This window comes from Nocardia cyriacigeorgica (assembly GCF_005863245.1).
Taxonomy (GTDB): Bacteria; Actinomycetota; Actinomycetes; order Mycobacteriales; family Mycobacteriaceae; genus Nocardia; species Nocardia cyriacigeorgica_C.
The window spans coordinates 20,939-40,775 of the sequence record NZ_VBUT01000003.1; the positions used below are offsets into that span (position 1 = coordinate 20,939).

Consider the following 19,837-nt stretch of genomic DNA (forward strand, 5'->3'; position numbering starts at 1 on the left):
CCTACGCTGGGTCGACTGTTGCGGGGATGGCTTGGTCGTCGAGGTAGTCGTTCAATTCCACAAAATGCAGCAGTGCCTGCCGCATGCGTTCCATGTCGCAATCGTTCGTTGCTCGCGCCACGCATTGGATCCGGTCGGACACTGTTTCGGTCCCGGAGAGTTGGGCGACTGTGTGCCCGGTCGCCCAGGCGATTGCCACGATCTCCGGCATTTTCGCCTGCCTGTCCCCCGAGATGATCCGTGACAAGGTCGGCTGCGAGATCCCGGTCGCGTCCGCCAGGGCGCGCTGGCTGAGCCCCGCGGCAACCCGAGCGCGTTCGATCAGCGCACCGATATCGGTAGTCACCGCCATCACCTCTATCCGGTACTGAATCACAATCGGCTTTCGTGATTCAGTCTAGCGCGATGGGATGAATCCGGCCACGAAGGGCAGTTCATCGCCCGGGTTCGGTCTGCTCACCCGGCCAACGGTGTCGTTCCTGCAGAGTGCCTCCTCATCGCTGGTGATGGCAGGTACTCGGCTGCGGAGAGCATTACCGGAAGAGTCGTAATGTGTTGTCCAGTCGAAAGTTCGACCAACCGCCCGCACGACCGTGTGGCCACGTCTGAATCGAGGTCGGCGCGCACTTGGAGGCTTCAGTGAACTCACGTGAGGCAGTGACGTCCTGCTCACCTGATGTGGTGACGATCCGCGACATGTCACGCCCAGCGCGCCTGCACACCCACAGCGCCGTCTCCACGGCCCTGGCGCTGCACAGCGATCACGCGTTGCGCGAGCTCGTGGATACGGCCAGGCCGATCGGTGCCGGTATCGGCGGGAAGGCGGCGCTGTTGGAGGTCGCCGGAGTTCCGGTGTTCGTGAAGCGGGTGCCCCTCACCGACCTGGAACGGCAGCCGGGGCACGTCGGGTCCACCGCAAATTTGTTCGACCTGCCGCTGTTCTGCCAGTACGGCGTCGGGCTCATCGGTGCGCCGGGTTTCGGGGCTTGGCGCGAGTTGGCCGTGCACGTCATGACGACGAACTGGGTGCTCGCAGCCGAGTACGACGGCTTCCCGCAGATGTATCACTGGCGGGTGCTGCCGGACACGACTCCGCTGGCCGAGGAGCTAGCCGACATCGATCGCGCCGTCGCCTACTGGGACGGCCGACCTCAGGTTCGCCAACGGATCGAGGCCCTCCGGGACTCGTCGGCGAGTGTCGCGCTGTTCCTGGAGTACATCCCACAGAACCTCCACGTGTGGCTGAACAACCGGATCGAGGCGGGTGACGAGGCCGCCAACCAGGCCTGCGCCATGGTGGAGCGGGAACTGATTGCCGGTACCGCGTTCATGAACAGCCGCGGGCTACTGCATCTCGATGCTCATTTCGGGAACATCCTGACCGACGGTCGACGCCTCTACTTCGCTGATTACGGTCTCGCGCTCTCGTCCGAATTCGACCTCACGCCCGAGGAATCCGCATTCTTCGACCGGAACCAGAGCTACGACAGGTGCTACACCGTCACCTACCTGGTGCACTGGTTGATCACTGCCCTGTACGGGCTCCGGCGGGACGATCGGCATGCCCGCTCCGCGATGGTGCACGCTTTCGCGGCGGGCGAGCGGCCCGAAGGCATCAGCGAGGCGGCTGCCGCGGTCATCACTCGGCACGCGCCGATCGCCGCGTCGATGTCCGGGTTCATGGATGCGTTTCAGCAAGCGAGGGGGAGCACCCCGTATCCGGACGAGGAGATCCGCCGCATGCTGGGTTTGTAGGTGTGTGGTTCTCGCGATGTCCCGTAGTAGTGCCGGATAGCAGGACACGGCCGTCAGGTATCGCTACGACCAGCAAAGACGCGGGTCACGTCAGGACGCCAAATCCCACCATTGGGAACAATCCGACTGCACAATAACCTGATGCGAACCTATGTCCGCGCGTTCCCGGCGGCGATCGCCGGAGCGCTCGTGTTCTTCGCGCCTACTGTCGCGGCGGCTCCGGTGGCCGGCGGCTCGAATGATCAGGCTCCGTTTCCGGTGGCGCTGCAACCCGACGATATTCGGGCGCGGGGGGCGGCGTTGGCGGAGGGGAATACGGGGGTGGTCGTGTGGTCTCGGCAGGCGGATGTTCGGGTTCCGGTTGCCAGCCTTACCAAAGTCATGACGGCGGTGGTCGTGCTGGAGTCGGGGGATCTCGAGCGGCCGGTTACGGTGCCGCAATCGGCCATTGATGCGTCGGCGGCGCACGGTGGGAGTTCTGCGGGGCTGGTGGCGGGGGAGGTGCTCACCGCGCGCCAGTTGTTGTACGCGATGATGCTGCCTTCGGGCTGTGATGCCGCGTATGCGCTGGCGGAGGCGTTCGGGCCGGGGCGGGAGGCGTTCATCGGGAAGATGAACGCGACGGCGCGGCGGCTGGGGATGGGGAACAGTCATTTCACCGACCCGAGCGGGTTGCCGGTTCCCGACGACTTCGCCACCTATTCCACGCCGGCGGATATGGTGCGGCTCGGCCATCACGCCATGGGTAATCCGGTGTTCCGCGAGATTGTCGGCACGCGGGTCTTTCATCAGCCGGCGGGCCCGGCGACTCGCGCTCATGTCTGGGAGAACACCAACGACCTGTTGCACCGGTATCCGGGCACAACGGGGATCAAGACCGGATCGACGAACGCCGCAGGCACCTGCCTGCTGTTCGAGGCGCGCCGGGGTGCCCAGCGGCTGATCGGGGTGGTCCTGCACAGCTCCCCCTACGATCTCGACGCCGCCACCGCCGACGCCGAACGCATCATGAACTGGGGCTTCCTCCCCATCCTCAGCTCCCTCCCCATCCCCTGACCCGCCAACGAGTGGTACATGCTCGGCGTGTCGGCTGCGTCAGGTGCCACTCGCCGAGGTTTCACGGCGGGGGCTATTCACCAGCAATGATCAGGCATACATTCGAGGGGAGGTGCGCTGCCCAGTAGGTCGACCAGGCCGCTACGAAGGGAGCCTTCATGAGTACCGCTGCGGAGCGGGCCGCTCAGCTCGACCTTGTGGCTCGGCTGCATTCGTCCTATCCCGAACTGCCCGATGCGCCGCCGCCCGATCTGATCGATCACGCGCGTTTCCAGGCGTACATGAAGCCCGTGCACGACGTCGGTGGCGAGCCGGACACGCCGATGAAGTTCGAGAACAAGCAGTACGAGGTGTGGGAGCACAACACCTACGTGATCTGTGAGGTGCTCGCCTGGCGGGGGATCTGGCTGTCGGAGGAGCGGCGCCGGATGGGCAACGTGGACGTCGGGCGGGCCATCTATCTCGGGCTGCCGTATTACGGGCGCTGGCTGCTTGCGGTCGCGCGTGTACTGGTCGAGAAGCATCACATCGCGCTCGGTGAGTTGAGTGAGCGGATGGAGGAAGTTCGGGCGCGGTATGAGGGCGGGCTCGCCGGGAAGACGTTGGCGGCGCAGCCGAAATTCGAAGGTGACGGTGCGCAGGTGCCACGCAATCACCATCACATTCGCGCCGTCGGTAAGGGTGATCCGCAAGTGTTCGCCGGCCAGGCGGGTGAGCCCGGTTTCCGAGTCGGCGATGCGGTGACCGTGCGGGATATGCCCGCGCTGCTCTACACGCGCACACCGGAATACGTCCGCGGCGCTACCGGCGAGATAACCTCGGTCGCCTACGAAAGCCCGGCCGCCGAGGACGAGACGTGGGATCGGCCCGACGCGACACCCGAATGGTTCTACGTCGTTCGGTTCGACCTCGCAGAACTGTGGGACGGCTACACCGGTACGGCCAACGACACCTTGCAGACCGAACTGCCGGAACGCTGGCTGAAGCGCGCGGCATAACCGCCGGTGATCGGCCATGTGCCAGAAAGGGATTCCATGTCCGAACACGATCACGACCACGAACGCACGGTGGCGCCCATGGTGGACGAAGTCACCGACTTCGAAGTGCTGGAGATCGCGTTACGCGAATTGTGTATCGAAAAGGGCATTTTCACCGCCGAGGAGCACCGCCGCTTCACCGAGTTCGCCGAACAGATCGGACCGACGCCTGCCGCGCATCTGGTCGCCCGCGCCTGGCTCGATCCCGATTTCAAGGCGCTCGCGCTCACCGAACCGATGACGGCCAGCAAGGAAGTCGGGGTGGACTGGCTCGAACCCACCGGCTTCGGAACACCAAGCGATTTCACGGCATTCGAGATCCTCGAAGACACCCCGACCCTGCACCACGTGATCGTCTGCGCCCTGTGCTCCTGCTATCCGCGACCCATCCTCGGCAATTCGCCCGAGTGGTACCGCACCCCGAACTATCGCCGCCGCTTGGTGCGCTGGCCGCGCCAGGTCCTCGCGGAGTTCGGGCTGTATCTGAGCGACGAGGTGGCCATCCGGGTGCAGGACTCCAACCAGAAGCACCGCTTCATGGTGATGCCGGTGCGCCCGGAAGGCACCGACGGCTGGGATGAGGACCAGCTCGCCGAGATCGTCACCCGCGATTGCCTGATCGGCGTCGCGCTGCCCAAGCCGGGCGTCACCAGCAATGTCATCACCGATACCCGGCCTGCGATCCATCCGGTCGACTGAGGGGAGACCCGAGCGTGAGTACGGCAGACGAGATCGCACCCTTGCGAAATATCGTGGCGCGCAACCAGGTATGGCCGCGCATGGCGGCGGAGTACGGCGTCACGAACCTGGTTCCCCCGTGGAAGACGAGCCTGGACGGCATGTGCGATGCCCTCGACCGCGCCGAGGGCACAGCGGCCGTGCCCGGCCTCGAGGAGCGCCGTGACGAGGAGGACCGGCTGACTTCGACCCTCTACGCCGACCTGCCCTACCCCGAGAACCAGCTCGTCGCGCTGGCGCACACCCTGGTCGCCCGTGGCGTCATCGACGAGGCGGAACTCCAGCAGCGCCTCGAAGCCGTCCGGGCCAGGCTCGAAGCCTGATCCGCCGGCGCCGCATCACTCGATCGACACCGGCGGACCGAACCTCACAGCGGCAGTAGGTGATGCTTGCGCGGGTACCGGATGACCTGCTTGTCGCGCAGCAGATGCAGCGCCTTGCGCAGCTCGAGCCGGGTGGCCGACGGCTCGATCACGGCGTCGATATAGCCGCGCTCGGCCGCGATCCACGGGGTCGCGATGGTCGCGTTGTAGAAATCGATCATCTGCTGCCGGACCGCGGCGCGCTGATCCTCGGGGGTGGCGTCGAGAATCTTGCGCTGGGTCAGGCCGACGGCACTCTCGGCGCCCATGACCGCGATGCGGGCGGTGGGCCAGGCCAGATACACATCGCAGCCGAGCGCCTTGGCACCCATCACGGCCCAGCCACCGCCGTACGCCTTGCGGACCACGACCGTCACCTTCGGGACGGTGGCCTCCACGTACGCGAACAGGAAGCGTCCGCCGCGCTTGATGACGCCCACCTTCTCCTGTTCCACACCGGGCAGGAAGCCGGGGGTGTCGACGACCAGCACCAGCGGGATCTCGAAGGCGTTGCAGATGTGGATGAAGTGCGAGGCCTTATCGCTGGCCTTGGCGTCGAGGGCGCCGGCGAGCACGGTCGGCTGATTGGCGACCACGCCGACCGGTCGCCCGTCGACGCGGGCGAAACCGGTGATGATGTTCTTGGTGGCGGCCGCGCCGATCTCGTGGAACTCGCCGTCGTCGAAGATTCGCACCAGCACGTCGTGCATGTCGTACACGGCGTTGTCGGAGTCGGGGACGAGTGTGTTCAGCGAGAGATCGGACTCGGTGACCTCCGGCTCCAGGCCCGGGTTCACGATCGGCGGCTGCTCGACCGCACTCGACGGCAGGTAGCTCAGGTAATTGCGGACCCACGCGAAGGCGGCGGCCTCGTCCTTGGCGATGTGGTGGATATTGCCGTAGGCGGCCTGGTTGTAGGCGCCGCCCAGCTCCTCCATGTCGACCTTTTCGCCGATGGCGTCCTCGATGATCTTGGGGCCGGTGACGAACATGTGCGCGCTCTCGGTGGCGACCACGACGTCGGTGCAGATCGGCTGGTACACCGCACCGGCCGCGCAGTTGCCGAGGATGAGCGAGACCATCGGCACCGCACCCGAGAGCGGTTCCATTTTGGTCGCCAGCTCGCCGTACCAGCGCAGCGAGGTGACGGCCTCTTGGACGCGCGCGCCGCCGGAGTCGTTGATGCCGATCAGCGGGCAGCCCATCTTGCCCGCCAGCTCCATGATCGCGGCGACCTTGCGGCCGAACATCTCGCCGATGGTGCCGCCGTACACCGTCTGATCATGGGAGAACACCGCGACCGGGCGGCCGTCGACCAGACCGCGTCCGGTGACCACGCCGTCGCCGTAGAGGGCGTTCTTGTCGTTGGGGTTGCGCACCAGGGCACCGAGCTCGACGAAGGTGCCCGGATCCAGCAGCATGTCGATGCGGTCGCGGGCCGACGGAATGCCCTTGCGCGCGCGCTTGGCGGCCCCCGCCTCGCCGGCCGGTTCCTGCGCGACCTCGAGCTTCTTACGCAGGTCGGCAAGTTTGTCGGCGGTAGTACTCATCGATAGTCATCCAGTTTTTTCAGCAGGAACACCGCACCGTGATCGGGGGCTTTGACACCGTACCCGGAGCCGACGCGCGCCGGGGTTCCCAGGCTTGTGAGCTCGCCGGGAGGCGGCCGCTGTCGACGTTCACCGTGCCAGTGCCCGAGTCAGAATACGGTGGACGAAGTCGGAGTCGGCGGGGGCGTTGTCGAGCAGCAGCGCCGTGCACAGCCCGTCCGTCGCGGCGACGACAGCCGCGATGGCCTCGGGATCGTCGGTGAGGGTGGCGGCGAGTTCGGCGACGTCGGTGCGCCAGCGCAGGGCGACGGGAGCGAGCGCGGGCCTGCGGGCGGCGAGGGTGGACAGTTCGCGTTCGGCCAGCGCCCATTCGCGGCCGGGACCCGCGGATTCGACGATCAGCTCGGCCAGCCCGCGCAGCTTGTCGCCCGGCCCGTCCATGATCTCGCGGATGCGCGCGGTGTAGGTGTCGGCGACGGTGGACAGCGCCGCGACGAGCAGGTCGTCGAGGGTGGCGAAATAGTAGGTGCTCAGGCTGGTGGTGATGCCCGCCTGTTTGGCGACCGTGCGGTGGGTGACGCCGGCGGCGCCGTCGCGGGTGATGACGGCGAGGGTGGCATCGATGATCTCGGCGCGCCGCCTACTGCCCCTGGCCCTGCGCCCGTCGACGGGCTCGCTCGCCTCGTTCATGCTCCCCTCCTGCGGGCTCCGGGCCGATCGGGCACAACACCTCGGCCGCCTCGTCGTCCTGATCATCGCCGAGCGGACGAAGCCGCCCCAATGTCGCCAGACAGACTACGGTCGCCGCCACGATGGCGACACCGGCGACGACGGCGGCGGCGTTCACGCCGCTGGTGAACACCTCCCGCGCCGTCTGCACCGTCTCGGCCGGCACCTGATCGGCGACCGACAAGGCGCCGGAGAGGCTGTCGGTGACGCGCTGTCCGACCGCGGGCGCGACGTCGGGCGGCGCGACCATGCGCGCGGTGTAGAGCGCGGTGGTGAGGGTGCCGAGCACCGCGACGCCGACGGCGAGGCCGAGTTCTTGCACGGTTTCCGACATCGCCGCGGCCGAACCGGATTGCGCCGCCGGAGTGACACCGACGACCATATCGGTGCCGAGGGCGGCGATCGCGCCGAGACCGAGGTAGACGAAGGCGAAGCCGGCGACCACCAGCACGGGATCGCCGGTGTCCGCGCCGGCCAGCATCGCGTATCCGATCGCCGACAGGCCGAGCGTGCTCGCCATGACCAGGCCGGGCCGAATCCGGCGGGCCAGTAGTGGCGCGCCGATCGCGGCGACGAACATCGCCAGCGCGGGCGGGCCCATCCACAGGCCCGCAGCGAACGGCGTCATGCCCTCGACGAACTGGAGGTACTGGGTGACCAGGTACATGGTTCCGCCGACGCCGATCAGTCCGATCAGCAGCACCGCCAGCGCAGCGGAGAAGGTCCGGTTCGCGAAGAGCGTGACGTCCAGCAGCGGAGCGGTCAGGCTCCGTTGACGACGCACGAAAGCAGCTCCGGCGACGACGCCGATGATCGCCAGGAGCACCGTGCTGAGGCCGGGCCGATGCGCGGCGGCGTGTTTGACCGCGTAGATCACCGGCACGATCGCGGCCAGTGACAGCGCGACGCTGACCGGATCGAGCGGGCCACCGTCGGGGTCGGCATGCTCGGGAAGCACCGCCGGTGCCAGGCCGAGCACGATGACGGCGACGGGAACGGCGGGCAGGAACGCCGCGCCCCACCAGAACGAATCCACGAGCGCGCCGCCGATCACCGGTCCGGCGGCCATGCCGAGGGCGAACATCGTCGCCCAGATCCCGATCGCGACCGCGCGCTGACGCGGATCGCGGAACAGGTTCGAAATCAGCGACAGGGTGGAGGGCATCAGCGTTGCCCCGGCGACCCCGAGCAGGCTGCGAGCGAGAATCAGCAGCCCGGCATTCGGAGCGAGGGCCGCGAACACCGACACCGCCGCGAAGGCCGTCATGCCGATCATCAACAGCCGCCGCCGGCCGATCCGGTCGCCGAGAGTGCCCATGGTGAGCAGGAATCCGGCGATGAAGAACCCGTAGGCGTCCATGATCCACAGCGTCTGTGTCGCTGAGGGATTCAGGGCTTCGGCCATGCTCGGCAGGGCCAGATACAGCACGGTGACATCGAGTCCGAGCAGCACTGTCGGTAGCGCGAGCACGGCAAGACCTGCCCACTCGCGGGCGCCAGCGCCCCTGGTGACGACCTCTGACACAGCACCCTCCGCGGTAGATGTTTGAACGATAGTACAAGTAGTACCATCGTTCAAATAGCTTGGCGAGGGTGAACGTGTGTCATTTTCGGACTCGGTGACTTTTTCGGTCTCGGAGAACTCATCTCATCTGTTCGCGTGAGGACATTCCGCGGCAACGGTGCTGTGCTGAACATTGTGGCAACCCGGGGAGCCGGGTCGACCATGACCACGATTGCTGACAGTAAGGGAAATGTCATGACTAGCACCAAGGTTCGCTCTGCCATAGCAGTAGCGGCGTGCGCGCCGTTGATCGCGATGGGCGCCGGGGTAGCAAGCGCGGCACCGGCCGCAGAGCCCGCTCCCGCACCAGTCGCACCGGTTCCGGTCGAAGTCCAGCCGGCCGTGCTGTCACCGTTCCTCACGATTCCCGGCGCACTGCTGACGTGCGGGATCGTGCTGATCACGGTGCCGATCCTCTTCCCGGTGTGTGTCGTCTGATCCGACCGATGCCAGGACCGAGGGGAAACGAGGGCACTCTCGTACTCCGTTCGGGAGTGCCCCCTGATCCTCGGCCGACCACCTTGGGAGAACCATGTTCGGCAAAATCCTTCTCGTGCTCGCGGCCGCCATCCTCGGCCTGGTGGGCACGACGATCGGGAGTGCCCAGGCGGCGCCCCCGGTAGTACTGGGCGGTGGGTCGGGCATCGTCTTCGACGACGGAGCGACCTGTTCGCTCGCCACTATCGGCTGGGACGACACCGGTCGCATGGTCGGCTTCACCGCAGGCCACTGCAACCAGCCAGGGGCCCGCGTCTCAGCCGAGGCGGACCAGGAAGCGGGACCGGTCGGCACCGTCGACTACGTCAACAAAGAACTCGACTACGCCGTGATCCGCTTCGACGCGGACAAGGTGATCCCGGTGAACCGGGTCGGCGCGACCACGATCACCGAGGTCGGTCTACCCGCGCAATTCCCGGCGATCGCGTGCAAACAGGGCCGCACGACCGGGCAGACGTGCGGACTGGTGTACGGGGATGTCTTCGATACCGCGACGTGGACGCTCACTCAGATCTGTGTGCTCGTCGGTGATTCCGGTGGGCCCGTGGTCGTCGGCACGACCTTGGTGGCCTTGGTCAACGGATATGTTTCGGTTCCGTGCCTCGGCCCGCATGTGGGTGTCAACTTCACCAGAATTCTCGACGACGTCGCCATGCGCGGCGGCGCGGGAACAGGCTTCCGGCCGGTGTGAACGGCCCGGAAACAACTACGCGGCAACAACTATCACTGCGCGGCGATAGCGCTTGCCAACAACAGGCGCACCAGCTCCGCCTGACGGTGCGTTCCGGTCTTGACGAAGATGTGCTGTAGGTGCGTGCGCGCGGTGAACAACGAGACCGAGAGCTGATCGGCGACGGCGGGCAAGCCGTCGCCGCGGATCACGCCCATGGCGACCAGCGTCTCGGCGTCGGTCAGCCCGTACAGATCGTGCAGCGCCCGCGGCTGCGGCTCCAGATCGTGATCGGGATCGACCACCAGCAGCAGGACCGCGCGCGGCCGGGGCGAGGCGTCGCCGGGGATCGCGTCCAGCGGGGTGACGCGGACGATGAGCGGCCGCCTGCCGGACGGCCGGGTGATCGCGATATTGCCGCTCGAACCTTCGGGGCCCGCGGCGTCGCGGATGAGCCGGCTCAACCGGGCCTGATTGGCCGAGGGGGTGGCGCGCAGCCGTCCCGAACTGTCGGCGGCGAGCCCGTCGCTGTCACCGGTGATGTCCATGGCCGCCGAGTTGGCGAAGATCACCGCGGCGTCGGCGGTGACGATCATGATCCCGTAGTGCGCCTTCTCCAGCGTCGCGAGGGCGACGGCGCGCTCACGCGTCAACTCGATCAACTTCGACTGGTTGCGCAGTGCCTGGCCGAGGTGGGGCACCAGGACTCGCAGCAGCGCGCGGCCGGCCGAATGCCGGGCGGCGTCGACCTGGCGCGGCATGGTCAGGCAGATCCAGGCGGGCGGCACGTCCCGGTCGAGCCGCGCCAGGAAACTGTTGGCCAGGCTGTTCGGATCACCGCGCCCGCCGTTGCCGCCGTCGGGCGGGGGCAGCACCTCATCGCTGGTGACGGGTGCGCCGCAGGGCAGCTGCTGGATCCGGTCGGCGACCCGGACGATGCGCTCATGGATCGCCGGTCCGAGCTCGGCTCCCGCGGCTTCGACGACGAACCCGCCGCCCGCCGGTTCCGGGATGACGAGCAGTCCGCGGGTGGCGCCGAAGGCAGCGGTGATCTCGCCGATCACGCTGTCCCATCGGTTCGGGTCGGCGCCGGCCTCGTAGATCGCGGCGACCAGATCCGAAAATCGTTGCAGTGTGATCGACGTCGTTGCTCCTCCGCGACCGGAGAAAGCGGTGACGGCGGCGGTCATACGGTCATCGCCACCGAAGTGGATTTCCGAGAACAAATTCTGAGGTCATAGTTGAAAACATCCCCGAATCACAACGATGAAACCCCCGAGGCGGCACGACGCCGGGCCACCACGATCGAAATCTACCAACTTCCAGAGTGATTCGGAGCAAGATCGACCGGGTATTCGTTATCATGCCGATAAAGAGATCAATTCGGACTCCTGGTCCGTAAAAGGCTGACGAAATTCTCTTGCGTATCAAAACGGACATTTGAGAAATATTGCGAAGAATGCACAGGATGCGACCCTGTGTTTTTCTGCGTCTGACGGGGGGGAATGCGGCTGTGCTGCTAATTCGGTGAACATTCGGCAGAGTCCGAGTGCCGCGATCAAGCGGCTGTGTTCGACCGCGGCAGTGCTCGACCCGCGTGCGACGATGCTCGAGTCCGACCGGCACCGACCCGTTCCCCACCGCTCGCCGGCCGCGATCCCCGACACGCCAGCGGCGCGTCGGCGACATCTCCACCAGCTCTGACAGCGTAAATTGGTTATCTTCGGTAACTTCCAGTCGATGTGGTGGGAGGTATGCGAGTGGCCGGGGTGGCACGATCAGCAGACGAACGGGTAGCCGGCGGATGGCTTCGCAGAGCCGTCGTCGTGGTCATTGCGGTGCTGGTGATGTCGTCGGTGGCGGCGGTCGCCGCTGCCGCACCGGTCCGCTCGCCCGCGCTACGGGCGCCGGCCGGCGGATTCGAAGAACTGTGGGTGCCGTCGAGCATGGGGCCGATCAAGGTCCAGGTGCAGGGGGCGGCGCGCGGTGGTAGTGCGGCGCTCTACGTCCTCGACGGGCTGCGGGCACCACACGATCACAGCCAATGGACCAGCGACACCGATGCGCTGCGGCAATTCGCCGGCGACAACGTCACGCTGGTGTTCCCGGTCGGCGGCCGGTCGAGCTTCTACACCGACTGGTACCGGCCCAGCCGCACCAACGGCCAGCAGATCACCTACAAATGGGAAACTTTCCTCACCCAGGAACTCCCCGCCTTCCTCGCCGGGTACGGCGTCTCGCGCACCAACAACGCCATCGTCGGCGCCTCGATGGGCGGCAACGCCGCGCTCATCCTGGCCGCCTACCACCGCGACCAGTTCCGTTTCGCCGGATCGTTCTCCGGCTTCATCAACCCGACGTTCCCGATGTGGAGCGAGGCGATGCGCGCCGCCATGTGGGACGAAGGACAGTTCAACCCGGACGACATGTGGGGCCCGCCGGGCGATCCGGCCTGGGCTCGCAACGACGCCACCGTGCAGGCCGGACGTCTGCGTGGCCTGCCGATCTACGTCACCAGCGGCAACGGCGTGCCCGGCGCACCGGACCTGCCGCACGGGGTGGGCAACACGGTGAACGCGATGGGCCTGGAAGTGCTCACCATGATCGCCGCGCAGATCTTCCGCGACCGCGCCAACGCCCTCGGCGTCCCGGCGCGCGTGGACATCGTCAACGGCACCCACCACTGGCCCTACTGGCAGCAGGCCCTCGCCAACGCCCGGCCGATGATCCTCGACGCGTTGGGCGCGCACTGAACCGCGCGGCGCGAAGGCGGCACGTTCGGTAGCTTCGTCCCGATGGGTGACTATTTCGAGCGCATCGTGGACGTCGAGGTGAGTGCCGACGAGGCCGGTGCCACGGCGACGCGGATGGTCGACTGGATGGTCTCGCGCGGGCTGTTGTCGCGGGAGACCTCCGGTGACGGCGTGTACAGCCTCGACGTCGACGAGGGGTATCTCCCCGGCCCGGACTGGCAGCAGGTCACTCGGGAATGGGGCGACGATTGGCAGCCGGGCCCGGTCGCCGTCGTCGTCGGACGCGAGGACCACCACGGTGGACAAGGCGAGATCGAGCCGGAGTCGGCCACCTGCCCGAACTGCGCCGCCACGACGGTGATCATCGATTACCCGCAGCGCTGGGAAGCCGACCCCGACGTATGGCGTCCCTTCGGTGCGGCCATCGACCAGTGGAAACGCACCGGCACCGGCACCGCTCGCTGCGGCCGCTGCGGTGTCTCGAGCGCCATCACCGAATGGTCGTGGCCGTCCGGTTTCGCCCTCGGCGCACTGGCTTTCGACTTCTGGGGCTGGCCGCCGCTGACCGACGACTTCGTCGCCGAGTTCGCCGCGCGGCTCGGCCACCGCGTCGACCACCACAGCGGCAAGTTCTGAGAGCGCTGTCGGACCGAAGGCATATCTTCTACCCATGGGTCGTTTCGGTGGGTTCCCGTTCGCCGGTCTGGATTTCTACGAAGATCTCGAGGCCGACAATTCGAAGACGTTCTGGGCCGCGCACAAGCAGGTCTACGAGGAATCCGTGAAGGCGCCGATGCTGGCGTTGATCGAGGAACTCGAGGCCGACTTCGGGACCGCGAAACTCTTCCGGCCCTACCGCGACGTGCGCTTCTCCAAGGACAAATCGCCGTACAAGACCCACCAGGGTGTGGTCGTCGGCGCCGCCCCCGGCGTCGGCTGGTACGTGCAGATCGGCGCGGCCGGCCTGTTCGTCGCCGCCGGGTACTACAGCGGATCGCCCGAACAGCTGGCCCGGCTACGCACCACCATCGACGACGACGTCCGAGGCGAGGAACTGGCCGCCATCCTCACCGAACTCGGCAACGCCGGATACGAGATCGGCGGCGAGCGCCTGAAGACCAAACCCAAGGGCTACCCCGCCGACCACCCACGCATCGAGCTGCTACGCCACAAAACACTCAGCACTCACCGCGACTTCGGCGCACCGGACTGGCTACCCACACCCCGCGCCGCCACGGAGATCCGCGCGGCGTGGGAGGCGCAGCGGCCGTTGGTGGAATGGCTCGCGGCCGTCATGAAATGAGGCTCGCGGTGGCGAGTTCGTCCAGCAGGCCCGGCCGCGACGGCGTCCAGCCCAGTTCCTCACGGGCCTTGGCGCTGGTGGCCACCTGGTCGAGCAGGAACGCTTCGACCATCACACCCCAGTTGTGCTGTGCCTCCGCGGGGTCCCAATCCTGCACGCGCGCATCGTGTTTATCCGCGACGACCCGCGCGGCCTCCTCGATCTGAACCGACTCGTCGAGCGTGCCCAGATACGCCGACCCGGCGGGCGCGGATTCCACTGCGAGCGCGTACAGCTCGCCCAGGTCGTCGGCGTGGATGACCGACCAGCGGTTGCTGCCGTCGCCGAAGTGGCGGACGACCGCGCCGTCGTCGTCGTGCTGTGGGCTCAGCAGCATCGGCACATAGCCGCGGCCGCCGCCGTAGACCAGGCCCGGACGGATGCGGATGGTGCGCACGTCGCGCGCGGACGCATCCTCGAGCAGCTTCTCGACCGCGGGCCGCCAGGAGACCACCAGCGGCGGGTCGAATGGTGACTCCTCGGTGATGACGGTATCGCCGCTGTTGCCGTGCAGCCACAGTCCGCTGGTGTAGGCGAGGGCCTTGCCGGTCCCGGCGAAAGCCTCGATGAGACCGGTGACGACGGTGGTGTCGAGCTCACCGGCCCGCTCGTCATTGCTGGACGCCGCGTGCACCGCGGCGTCCACCGACGCAGCCGCGGCGTTGAGCGCAGCGGGATCGAACAGGTCGGCCACCAGCGGCTCGACGCCGGCGGGCACCGGCCGGTCGGCCGCGGTGACGGTTCCGACCACGGTGTGACCGCGGCCGATCAGGGCCCGCGCCACCGCGCCGCCGATCGTGCCGGAGGCTCCGGTCACCAGAACTCGCATCGCACACTCCTTGTCCCCACGTTGTTTTCACGCGAAAGTTCCCGCCGCATCAATTTCTATCGGCGTTAGAAAATGACGATAGACTTGTCGGCGTGAGATTGTCTACCGTTGTTAGAAATCGTGGACGACCGAGGAGAACCAGTGCCGCGAGCGGGAAAGCGGATCAAGGGCACGGCGTGTGAGCGCGCCGAGGCGCGCGAGCGGCTGCGCGCCGAGCTACTGTCGGCGGCCCGCTCGATCGCCTCGGAAAACGGCGGATACGACAGCGTCACGGTGCGCTCGGTCGCCGATCGGGTGGGCTACACCGTGCCGATCGTCTACCAGTACTTCGCCAACAAGGGGGCGTTGTTGTTCGAGCTGGTCGATACTGGATTCGCCGAGCTGGCCACGCAATTGGGCTCGGCGCTGTGTCCGGACGCGCAGACCGAGCGGGGTGGACCGCTGGCGGCGGTGGCGGCGGCGTACTGGGATTTCGCGATGGCCGATCCCCACCTGTACCGGCTGATGCACACGTTGCCGGGGGTGGCCTTCGGTAGCGCCGAAACACCCGGCTCCGCGCGAACCTGCTTCGAAGTCCTGCGCACCGCCGTGACCGAAGAGGCGCCGCAGCTGCCCGCCATCACCTACGACGCCGACGCGGCGGCCGACCTGTTATGGGCCCACCTGCACGGCCTGGTCGGACTAGTGCTCGACGGTCGTATCAAGGGCGGACCCGAGCGCGGCCGGCACCTGCTGGATGACCTGACCGGACTGTTCGCCGCATCGGCCTCGAGCGATTGAATCGTCTGGCGCGGCGCGGCACCGGAACCCGGATCCGCACTGCTACAGCGGAATTCGCCTCACGGCCGTTGCGGACTCGGCCGGTGAGCCGAGTCCGCCGGTCGCGGGAGAGGGACCGCGCGATCAGCCGAGGCTGAAGGGCTGGCCCCACAGGCGCAGTTCGGAGCGGCCGGTCTTGGTGGTGACTTCGACGCCGACGAAGGCGCGGGCCTGGGCGTAGCCGGCGCAGCCGTCGAGGCCGAGGGTGGAATCGGCCCAGGTGACCGAGGCCTGCTGCTCCTTGAAGCTGTAGCCGCGCAGGTAGCTCTTCTCGCCGTAGGCGTCGGGGCCTTCGAGGTCGAGCAGCCAGAAGGTTTCGGCCTGGCCGGGGCCGAGGGTGAGGTTGGCGCCGGAGGTGACGCCGCCGCTGCCCTTGCCTTCCCAGGTGGTGGCGCCGTTGGCGCCGCCGGTTCCGGTGCCGCCGCTGATGTCGACCTGGCAGCCGACTACGTAGCCGGGGTAGATCTTGGAGTACTGGTGCGAGCCGTGGATCTGCACTTCGGCGCGCCCGGAGGCCCAGACATTGCGGTGCAGCGGTGTCGAGCCCATCGACGGGCTGATGTTGACCGACTCGTTGGTGAGCCGGATGGTGACGGCGGTGCCGTCGGGCAGGGTCTGGGTGATCTCACCGCCGGGCAGCGGAATGAAGGTGTCGGCGTTGGCGGCGCCGGTGGAGAACAGGCCGAGGGCGAGGGTGGCGGTCGCCGCGGCACCGGCCAGGCGGGCGGCGGCCTTCTTCAGGCTGGTCATGATGGGGTTGCCTTTCAGGGCTGTGATCGGTTGCGCGAGAACGGGTCAGCGGGTTCAGCCGATGCTGAACGGCTGGCCGTACAGGGTGGTCTTGGAGTAGTTCGTGCCGATGATCTCGACGACGGTGTAGGCGCGTGCCTGCGCGTATCCGCCGCAGCCCTGGATCTGGAGTTCGACGTCCTTGTAGCTGACGTGGTAGGTGCCCTTCTCGACGATGTCGAAGCCCTCGACGCCGACGAACTTCACCTCGCCGGGCCCGATCTTCACCCCGACCGTGCCGCTGGCGTTCACCCCGGTGGTGGTGATGCCGCCGGACACGCCCGCGGAGATGGCGTTGTCGGCGATGCTGACCTGGCAGCCGACGATGTAGCCGGTGTTGATTCTGGATGCGCCGTGGGTCGAGGAGTTGTTGGTGCCGGGCGCGCCGCTACCGCCGACGAAGGGCTTCGGATCGCCCTTGGGGGTGGCGGCGACGTCGGCGATCACGGTGCCGCTCACCCACGCGACGCGGCCCGCGCCGTTGGCCGCCATCGACGGCGAGATCAGCGCGCTCTCCGCGACCCGCTTGATGGTGACGTCCGGTCCGGCCTTCTCGCCGTCGGGCAGCGGAACGAAGGTGTCCGCGGTGGCCGTGCCGCTCGCGAGACCGAGAGCGGCCGTGGCCAGCGCGGAGGCAGCAAGGATTTTTCGCATCGTTGGGGGATTCCTCATCAGCAGGGGGTGAGTCGGAGGCGCTCGTAGGCAACTCTCGGCGACCGCGAGCGGGACTCGTATCGGACAGGGGGAAGACCTATCACGCCTGGGAACACCGAATGGACTCGTACACCGTAAAAATGAGGGAAGGGTCACAATCCTCACGTGAATCCTCGTGGTGTGCAGTGAAGTTCGCTAACGATAGAAGGTCGGCCGGATTCCGGCGGTGCGCCCCGGACGGGGCGGGGGACCGCTCGCCGATGTGGATCAGAGGGTGAATCAACGCCGCTCATAAGGCCTTTCGGTGCCGAAAGCGCGTTCCAGCGACTTCCCTGCAAAGGCCTTCTGTGTCATGGTGGTTCGAGTCGGCTGCGCGGCGATGGGGGCACGAGTAAACGCCTCGTTGCGGTGTCGAGGGGGTTCGGGCGGTCGCGTGGGGAGCCGAAGGAAGGCCGGGCAAATCCGATATGCATAGGTTAGGCTAACCTTTACAAACCTGTAGTTACCTTACCTAAACATCGTCCGACCTGCCGAAATCTGGAGAACGACACCCCGATGGACAGTGCCCTACCCGCACCGGAATGCGGTGCCCGTCGTGGAGCCGGCCGATGACCCACCTGCCGGCAGGCACGCGAGGATCGGTGCTCTCCTGGCGGTGGCCGGGGTGGCTGCTCGCGGTGGCCGCGCTGACCGTTGTCAGCGTGCTCAGCCTGCTCGTCGGAGCCAAAGCCATTCCGGTGCACGAGGTCTGGTCGGCGCTGTGGGGCGCGCAGAGTTCACCCGACGCGCTGATCGTTACCGACTACCGGCTGCCGCGCACGCTGCTCGGACTGCTCGCCGGGCTCGCACTCGGCGTCGCCGGCTGCCTGATGCAGGGGCTGACCCGCAATCCGCTGGCCGATCCCGGCCTGCTCGGGATCAACGCGGGTGCGGCCTTCGCCATCGCCATGGCGGTGGCGTTCCTCGGGGTCGAGCAGATCACCGCTTACGTCTGGTTCGGATTCGCCGGTGCGGCCGTCGTCTCGCTGGTGGTGTACCGCTTGGGCACCGCGGGCAGGCAGGGCGCCGATCCGGTGCGGCTCACCTTGGCCGGCGTCGCGGTGACCGCGGTGCTGTCGGGGATCACCAAGGGCCTGATCCTGGTGAACGCGAACGCTTTCGATCAGATGCGCGACTGGGATGCGGGTTCGCTCACCGGACGCGGCTATGACGTGATCGCCGGTGCCGCGCCGTTCATCCTGATCGGCCTGATCGCGGCGGTGGTGGCGGCCAGGTCGCTGAACGGGGTCGCGCTCGGTGACGACCTGGCCCGCGCGCTCGGCGTCCGCGTCGGCCGCACCCGGCTGCTGACCGTGCTGGCCTTGACCCTGCTGTGCGGAACGGCCACCGCGGCCGTCGGCCCGATCACCTTCGTCGGGCTGGCGGTGCCGCATGTGGCGCGCTGGATCGTCGGACCCGACCAACGCTGGATCGTCGCGTATTCGATGGTGCTCGCACCGATTCTGCTGATCGGAGCCGATGTGCTCGGCCGGGTGGTGTTGTGGCCGGACGAGGTGCCGGCCGGGCTGGTGGCGGCGTTCCTCGGTGCGCCCGCGCTGATCTGGCTGGCCCGGCGAGCCAGGGAGACGGCGACATGAGCGCACGGATCGACTTCGGCCGCGCGACGGTGCTGGTCCGCGCCAGGGCCGCCGGGTTCACCGCCATGATCGGCGTCCGGGCGGTGATCGTCTGCGTGGCGCTGGTGGCGGTGGCGCTGCTGGTCGCGGTGCTGGCCTTGGGCAGCGGTGACGCGCCGATTCCGCCGGACCGGGTGCTGCGCGCGATCTTCGTCGGCGATCAGCGGTTCGATCGGCTCGTGGTGTGGAAGTGGCGTTTTCCCCGGGTGTTGCTGGCGCTGGTGCTCGGCGCCGCGCTTGGGGTGAGCGGTGCGATCCTGCAATCGGTGACCAGGAATCCGCTGGGCAGCCCCGATATCGTCGGCTTCGGCACCGGCGCCTACACCGGCGCGCTGATCGTCATGCTGGTGCTCGGCGGCGGTGAGTTCCAGACCGCGGCCGGTGCGCTGGTGGGCGGGCTGGCCGCGGCGGTGGCGATTCAGCTGCTCGCGCTGCGGCACAACGTCAGCGGGTTCCGGTTGATCCTCGTCGGCATCGGGGTGAGCGCCATGCTGGCCTCGGTCAATGCCTGGCTGATCCTGCGCGCCGATCTGCTGTCGGCGATGGGCGCCGCCGCGTGGGGGATGGGGTCGTTGAGCGGGCTCACCTGGGCGCAGGTCATGCCCGCGATGGTGCTGCTGACGGTGCTGAGCCTGGCCGTGATTCCGCTGGCCGCGCGGCTGCGCATGCTGGAACTCGGTGACGACCTGGCCAGTGCCGTCGGTATCCCGGTACGGCGGACCAGGCTGCAGCTGATCTTTCTCAGCGTGGCGCTGACCGCCGTGGCCACGGCCGTCACTGGGCCGATCGCGTTCATCGCACTGGCCGCGCCGCAATTGGCGCGCAGGCTGGCGCGCACGCCGTCCACCGCGCTCGTCCCGGCCGCCGCGATGGGCGCATTGCTGCTGATCACCTCGGACTGGCTGGCGCAGCGGCTGTTCGCGCCGACCACCCTGCCGGTGGGCGTGGTCACCGTCTCTATCGGTGGGCTGTATCTGGCGTATGTGCTGGTCGCCGAGGCGAGAAGGAACTAGGGG

21 protein-coding genes are annotated in these 19,837 nt (G+C 67.6%); 13 read left to right on the top strand and 8 right to left on the bottom strand.

Translation table 11 applies throughout. The annotated features are described in order from the left end of the window. Position 1: 1 nt before the first annotated feature. Positions 2-346: a helix-turn-helix domain-containing protein gene (locus FEK34_RS06685; RefSeq protein WP_138447011.1), complete on the bottom strand. Its 345-nt coding sequence runs from the start codon at positions 344-346 to the stop codon at positions 2-4. 350 nt (positions 347-696) lie between these two features. On the opposite strand from FEK34_RS06685, the gene FEK34_RS06690 reads away from it, so the two are divergent. The 5 genes from FEK34_RS06690 to FEK34_RS06710 all read left to right on the top strand — a co-directional run bounded on the left by FEK34_RS06690 (position 697) and on the right by FEK34_RS06710 (position 4,909). Continuing rightward, complete coding sequence (locus tag FEK34_RS06690; RefSeq protein ID WP_138447012.1) at positions 697-1,755, top strand: protein kinase family protein; 1,059 nt, start codon at positions 697-699, stop codon at positions 1,753-1,755. A gap of 141 nt (positions 1,756-1,896) precedes the next feature. Then, the gene (locus tag FEK34_RS06695; protein WP_138447013.1) at positions 1,897-2,811 is read left to right on the top strand and encodes a D-alanyl-D-alanine carboxypeptidase family protein; all 915 of its coding nucleotides are present in this window, start codon (positions 1,897-1,899) and stop codon (positions 2,809-2,811) included. Between the two features lie 158 nt (positions 2,812-2,969). Next, complete coding sequence (locus FEK34_RS06700; protein WP_138447014.1) at positions 2,970-3,809, top strand: SH3-like domain-containing protein; 840 nt, start codon at positions 2,970-2,972, stop codon at positions 3,807-3,809. A 36-nt stretch (positions 3,810-3,845) separates the two neighbouring features. Continuing rightward, positions 3,846-4,547, top strand: a complete 702-nt coding sequence (gene scnC / locus FEK34_RS06705; RefSeq protein ID WP_138447015.1) for a thiocyanate hydrolase subunit gamma — start codon at positions 3,846-3,848, stop codon at positions 4,545-4,547. Positions 4,548-4,627: 80 nt separating this feature from the next. Beyond that, positions 4,628-4,909, top strand: a complete 282-nt coding sequence (locus FEK34_RS06710; protein WP_249358913.1) for an SH3-like domain-containing protein — start codon at positions 4,628-4,630, stop codon at positions 4,907-4,909. A gap of 44 nt (positions 4,910-4,953) precedes the next feature. On the opposite strand, the gene FEK34_RS06715 is transcribed toward FEK34_RS06710, so the two are convergent. The 3 genes from FEK34_RS06715 to FEK34_RS06725 all read right to left on the bottom strand — a co-directional run bounded on the left by FEK34_RS06715 (position 4,954) and on the right by FEK34_RS06725 (position 8,752). After that, a complete protein-coding gene (locus FEK34_RS06715) occupies positions 4,954-6,498 on the bottom strand; it encodes an acyl-CoA carboxylase subunit beta (RefSeq protein WP_138447017.1) in 1,545 nt (514 codons plus the stop codon). A 129-nt stretch (positions 6,499-6,627) separates the two neighbouring features. Next, positions 6,628-7,188 carry a TetR/AcrR family transcriptional regulator gene (locus FEK34_RS06720; protein WP_138447018.1) on the bottom strand — a complete coding sequence of 187 codons (561 nt, stop codon included), beginning with the start codon at positions 7,186-7,188 and terminating at the stop codon, positions 6,628-6,630. Beyond that, positions 7,139-8,752, bottom strand: a complete 1,614-nt coding sequence (locus FEK34_RS06725; protein ID WP_138447019.1) for an MFS transporter — start codon at positions 8,750-8,752, stop codon at positions 7,139-7,141. The genes FEK34_RS06720 and FEK34_RS06725 overlap by 50 nt, the downstream gene beginning before the upstream one ends. A gap of 234 nt (positions 8,753-8,986) precedes the next feature. On the opposite strand from FEK34_RS06725, the gene FEK34_RS06730 reads away from it, so the two are divergent. Together FEK34_RS06730 and FEK34_RS06735 are read left to right on the top strand one after the other, a co-directional pair. Then, on the top strand, positions 8,987-9,229 hold the full coding sequence (locus tag FEK34_RS06730) for a hypothetical protein (protein ID WP_138447020.1): 243 nt from the start codon (positions 8,987-8,989) through the stop codon (positions 9,227-9,229). Positions 9,230-9,323: 94 nt separating this feature from the next. After that, positions 9,324-9,980 (top strand): serine protease, encoded by a 657-nt coding sequence (locus FEK34_RS06735; protein ID WP_138447021.1) that lies wholly within the window; start codon positions 9,324-9,326, stop codon positions 9,978-9,980. Positions 9,981-10,012: 32 nt separating this feature from the next. Here FEK34_RS06735 and FEK34_RS06740 read toward each other — a convergent pair whose 3' ends face one another. Then, on the bottom strand, positions 10,013-11,149 hold the full coding sequence (locus FEK34_RS06740; protein ID WP_138447022.1) for a helix-turn-helix transcriptional regulator: 1,137 nt from the start codon (positions 11,147-11,149) through the stop codon (positions 10,013-10,015). 657 nt (positions 11,150-11,806) lie between these two features. On the opposite strand from FEK34_RS06740, the gene FEK34_RS06745 reads away from it, so the two are divergent. From FEK34_RS06745 to FEK34_RS06755, 3 genes are read left to right on the top strand one after another with little or no spacing between them, the layout of a single operon-like run. Continuing rightward, on the top strand, positions 11,807-12,712 hold the full coding sequence (locus FEK34_RS06745; RefSeq protein ID WP_249358915.1) for an alpha/beta hydrolase: 906 nt from the start codon (positions 11,807-11,809) through the stop codon (positions 12,710-12,712). 42 nt (positions 12,713-12,754) lie between these two features. Then, a complete protein-coding gene (locus tag FEK34_RS06750; protein WP_138447023.1) occupies positions 12,755-13,348 on the top strand; it encodes a hypothetical protein in 594 nt (197 codons plus the stop codon). A 34-nt stretch (positions 13,349-13,382) separates the two neighbouring features. Then, complete coding sequence (locus FEK34_RS06755; RefSeq protein WP_138447024.1) at positions 13,383-14,015, top strand: DUF2461 domain-containing protein; 633 nt, start codon at positions 13,383-13,385, stop codon at positions 14,013-14,015. Here the strand turns inward: FEK34_RS06755 and FEK34_RS06760 are convergent. Beyond that, positions 14,005-14,883 carry an NAD-dependent epimerase/dehydratase family protein gene (locus FEK34_RS06760; protein WP_138447025.1) on the bottom strand — a complete coding sequence of 293 codons (879 nt, stop codon included), beginning with the start codon at positions 14,881-14,883 and terminating at the stop codon, positions 14,005-14,007. The two genes, FEK34_RS06755 and FEK34_RS06760, sit on opposite strands and share 11 nt — an antisense overlap. Before the next feature lie 141 nt (positions 14,884-15,024). Here FEK34_RS06760 and FEK34_RS06765 point away from each other — a divergent pair, with 141 nt between their 5' ends. After that, the gene (locus FEK34_RS06765; RefSeq protein ID WP_171048077.1) at positions 15,025-15,663 is read left to right on the top strand and encodes a TetR/AcrR family transcriptional regulator; all 639 of its coding nucleotides are present in this window, start codon (positions 15,025-15,027) and stop codon (positions 15,661-15,663) included. 123 nt (positions 15,664-15,786) lie between these two features. Here FEK34_RS06765 and FEK34_RS06770 read toward each other — a convergent pair whose 3' ends face one another. After that, a complete protein-coding gene (locus FEK34_RS06770) occupies positions 15,787-16,452 on the bottom strand; it encodes an MspA family porin (protein WP_104361842.1) in 666 nt (221 codons plus the stop codon). A gap of 54 nt (positions 16,453-16,506) precedes the next feature. Then, positions 16,507-17,145, bottom strand: coding sequence for an MspA family porin (locus tag FEK34_RS06775; RefSeq protein ID WP_036540350.1), 639 nt, complete (start codon positions 17,143-17,145; stop codon positions 16,507-16,509). Positions 17,146-17,753: 608 nt separating this feature from the next. Between FEK34_RS06775 and FEK34_RS06780 the strand changes: the two genes are divergently transcribed. Both FEK34_RS06780 and FEK34_RS06785 read left to right on the top strand, forming a co-directional pair. After that, positions 17,754-18,782 (top strand): iron chelate uptake ABC transporter family permease subunit, encoded by a 1,029-nt coding sequence (locus tag FEK34_RS06780; RefSeq protein WP_138447028.1) that lies wholly within the window; start codon positions 17,754-17,756, stop codon positions 18,780-18,782. Continuing rightward, a complete protein-coding gene (locus FEK34_RS06785; RefSeq protein WP_138447029.1) occupies positions 18,779-19,834 on the top strand; it encodes a FecCD family ABC transporter permease in 1,056 nt (351 codons plus the stop codon). Before FEK34_RS06780 ends, FEK34_RS06785 begins: the two co-directional genes overlap by 4 nt. Positions 19,835-19,837: the final 3 nt, after the last annotated feature.

Coding starts and splice junctions, on each gene's coding strand:
- FEK34_RS06710 (WP_249358913.1), top strand. CDS start 4,628: ATGGCGGCGGAGTACGGCGTCACGAACCTGGTTCCCCCGTGGAAGACG.
- FEK34_RS06720 (WP_138447018.1), bottom strand. CDS start 7,188: ATGAACGAGGCGAGCGAGCCCGTCGACGGGCGCAGGGCCAGGGGCAGT.
- FEK34_RS06775 (WP_036540350.1), bottom strand. CDS start 17,145: ATGCGAAAAATCCTTGCTGCCTCCGCGCTGGCCACGGCCGCTCTCGGT.
- scnC (WP_138447015.1), top strand. CDS start 3,846: ATGTCCGAACACGATCACGACCACGAACGCACGGTGGCGCCCATGGTG.
- FEK34_RS06715 (WP_138447017.1), bottom strand. CDS start 6,498: ATGAGTACTACCGCCGACAAACTTGCCGACCTGCGTAAGAAGCTCGAG.
- FEK34_RS06760 (WP_138447025.1), bottom strand. CDS start 14,883: ATGCGAGTTCTGGTGACCGGAGCCTCCGGCACGATCGGCGGCGCGGTG.
- FEK34_RS06730 (WP_138447020.1), top strand. CDS start 8,987: ATGACTAGCACCAAGGTTCGCTCTGCCATAGCAGTAGCGGCGTGCGCG.
- FEK34_RS06745 (WP_249358915.1), top strand. CDS start 11,807: ATGTCGTCGGTGGCGGCGGTCGCCGCTGCCGCACCGGTCCGCTCGCCC.
- FEK34_RS06755 (WP_138447024.1), top strand. CDS start 13,383: ATGGGTCGTTTCGGTGGGTTCCCGTTCGCCGGTCTGGATTTCTACGAA.
- FEK34_RS06690 (WP_138447012.1), top strand. CDS start 697: ATGTCACGCCCAGCGCGCCTGCACACCCACAGCGCCGTCTCCACGGCC.
- FEK34_RS06740 (WP_138447022.1), bottom strand. CDS start 11,149: ATGACCGCCGCCGTCACCGCTTTCTCCGGTCGCGGAGGAGCAACGACG.
- FEK34_RS06695 (WP_138447013.1), top strand. CDS start 1,897: ATGCGAACCTATGTCCGCGCGTTCCCGGCGGCGATCGCCGGAGCGCTC.
- FEK34_RS06750 (WP_138447023.1), top strand. CDS start 12,755: ATGGGTGACTATTTCGAGCGCATCGTGGACGTCGAGGTGAGTGCCGAC.
- FEK34_RS06785 (WP_138447029.1), top strand. CDS start 18,779: ATGAGCGCACGGATCGACTTCGGCCGCGCGACGGTGCTGGTCCGCGCC.
- FEK34_RS06735 (WP_138447021.1), top strand. CDS start 9,324: ATGTTCGGCAAAATCCTTCTCGTGCTCGCGGCCGCCATCCTCGGCCTG.
- FEK34_RS06780 (WP_138447028.1), top strand. CDS start 17,754: ATGACCCACCTGCCGGCAGGCACGCGAGGATCGGTGCTCTCCTGGCGG.
- FEK34_RS06770 (WP_104361842.1), bottom strand. CDS start 16,452: ATGACCAGCCTGAAGAAGGCCGCCGCCCGCCTGGCCGGTGCCGCGGCG.
- FEK34_RS06700 (WP_138447014.1), top strand. CDS start 2,970: ATGAGTACCGCTGCGGAGCGGGCCGCTCAGCTCGACCTTGTGGCTCGG.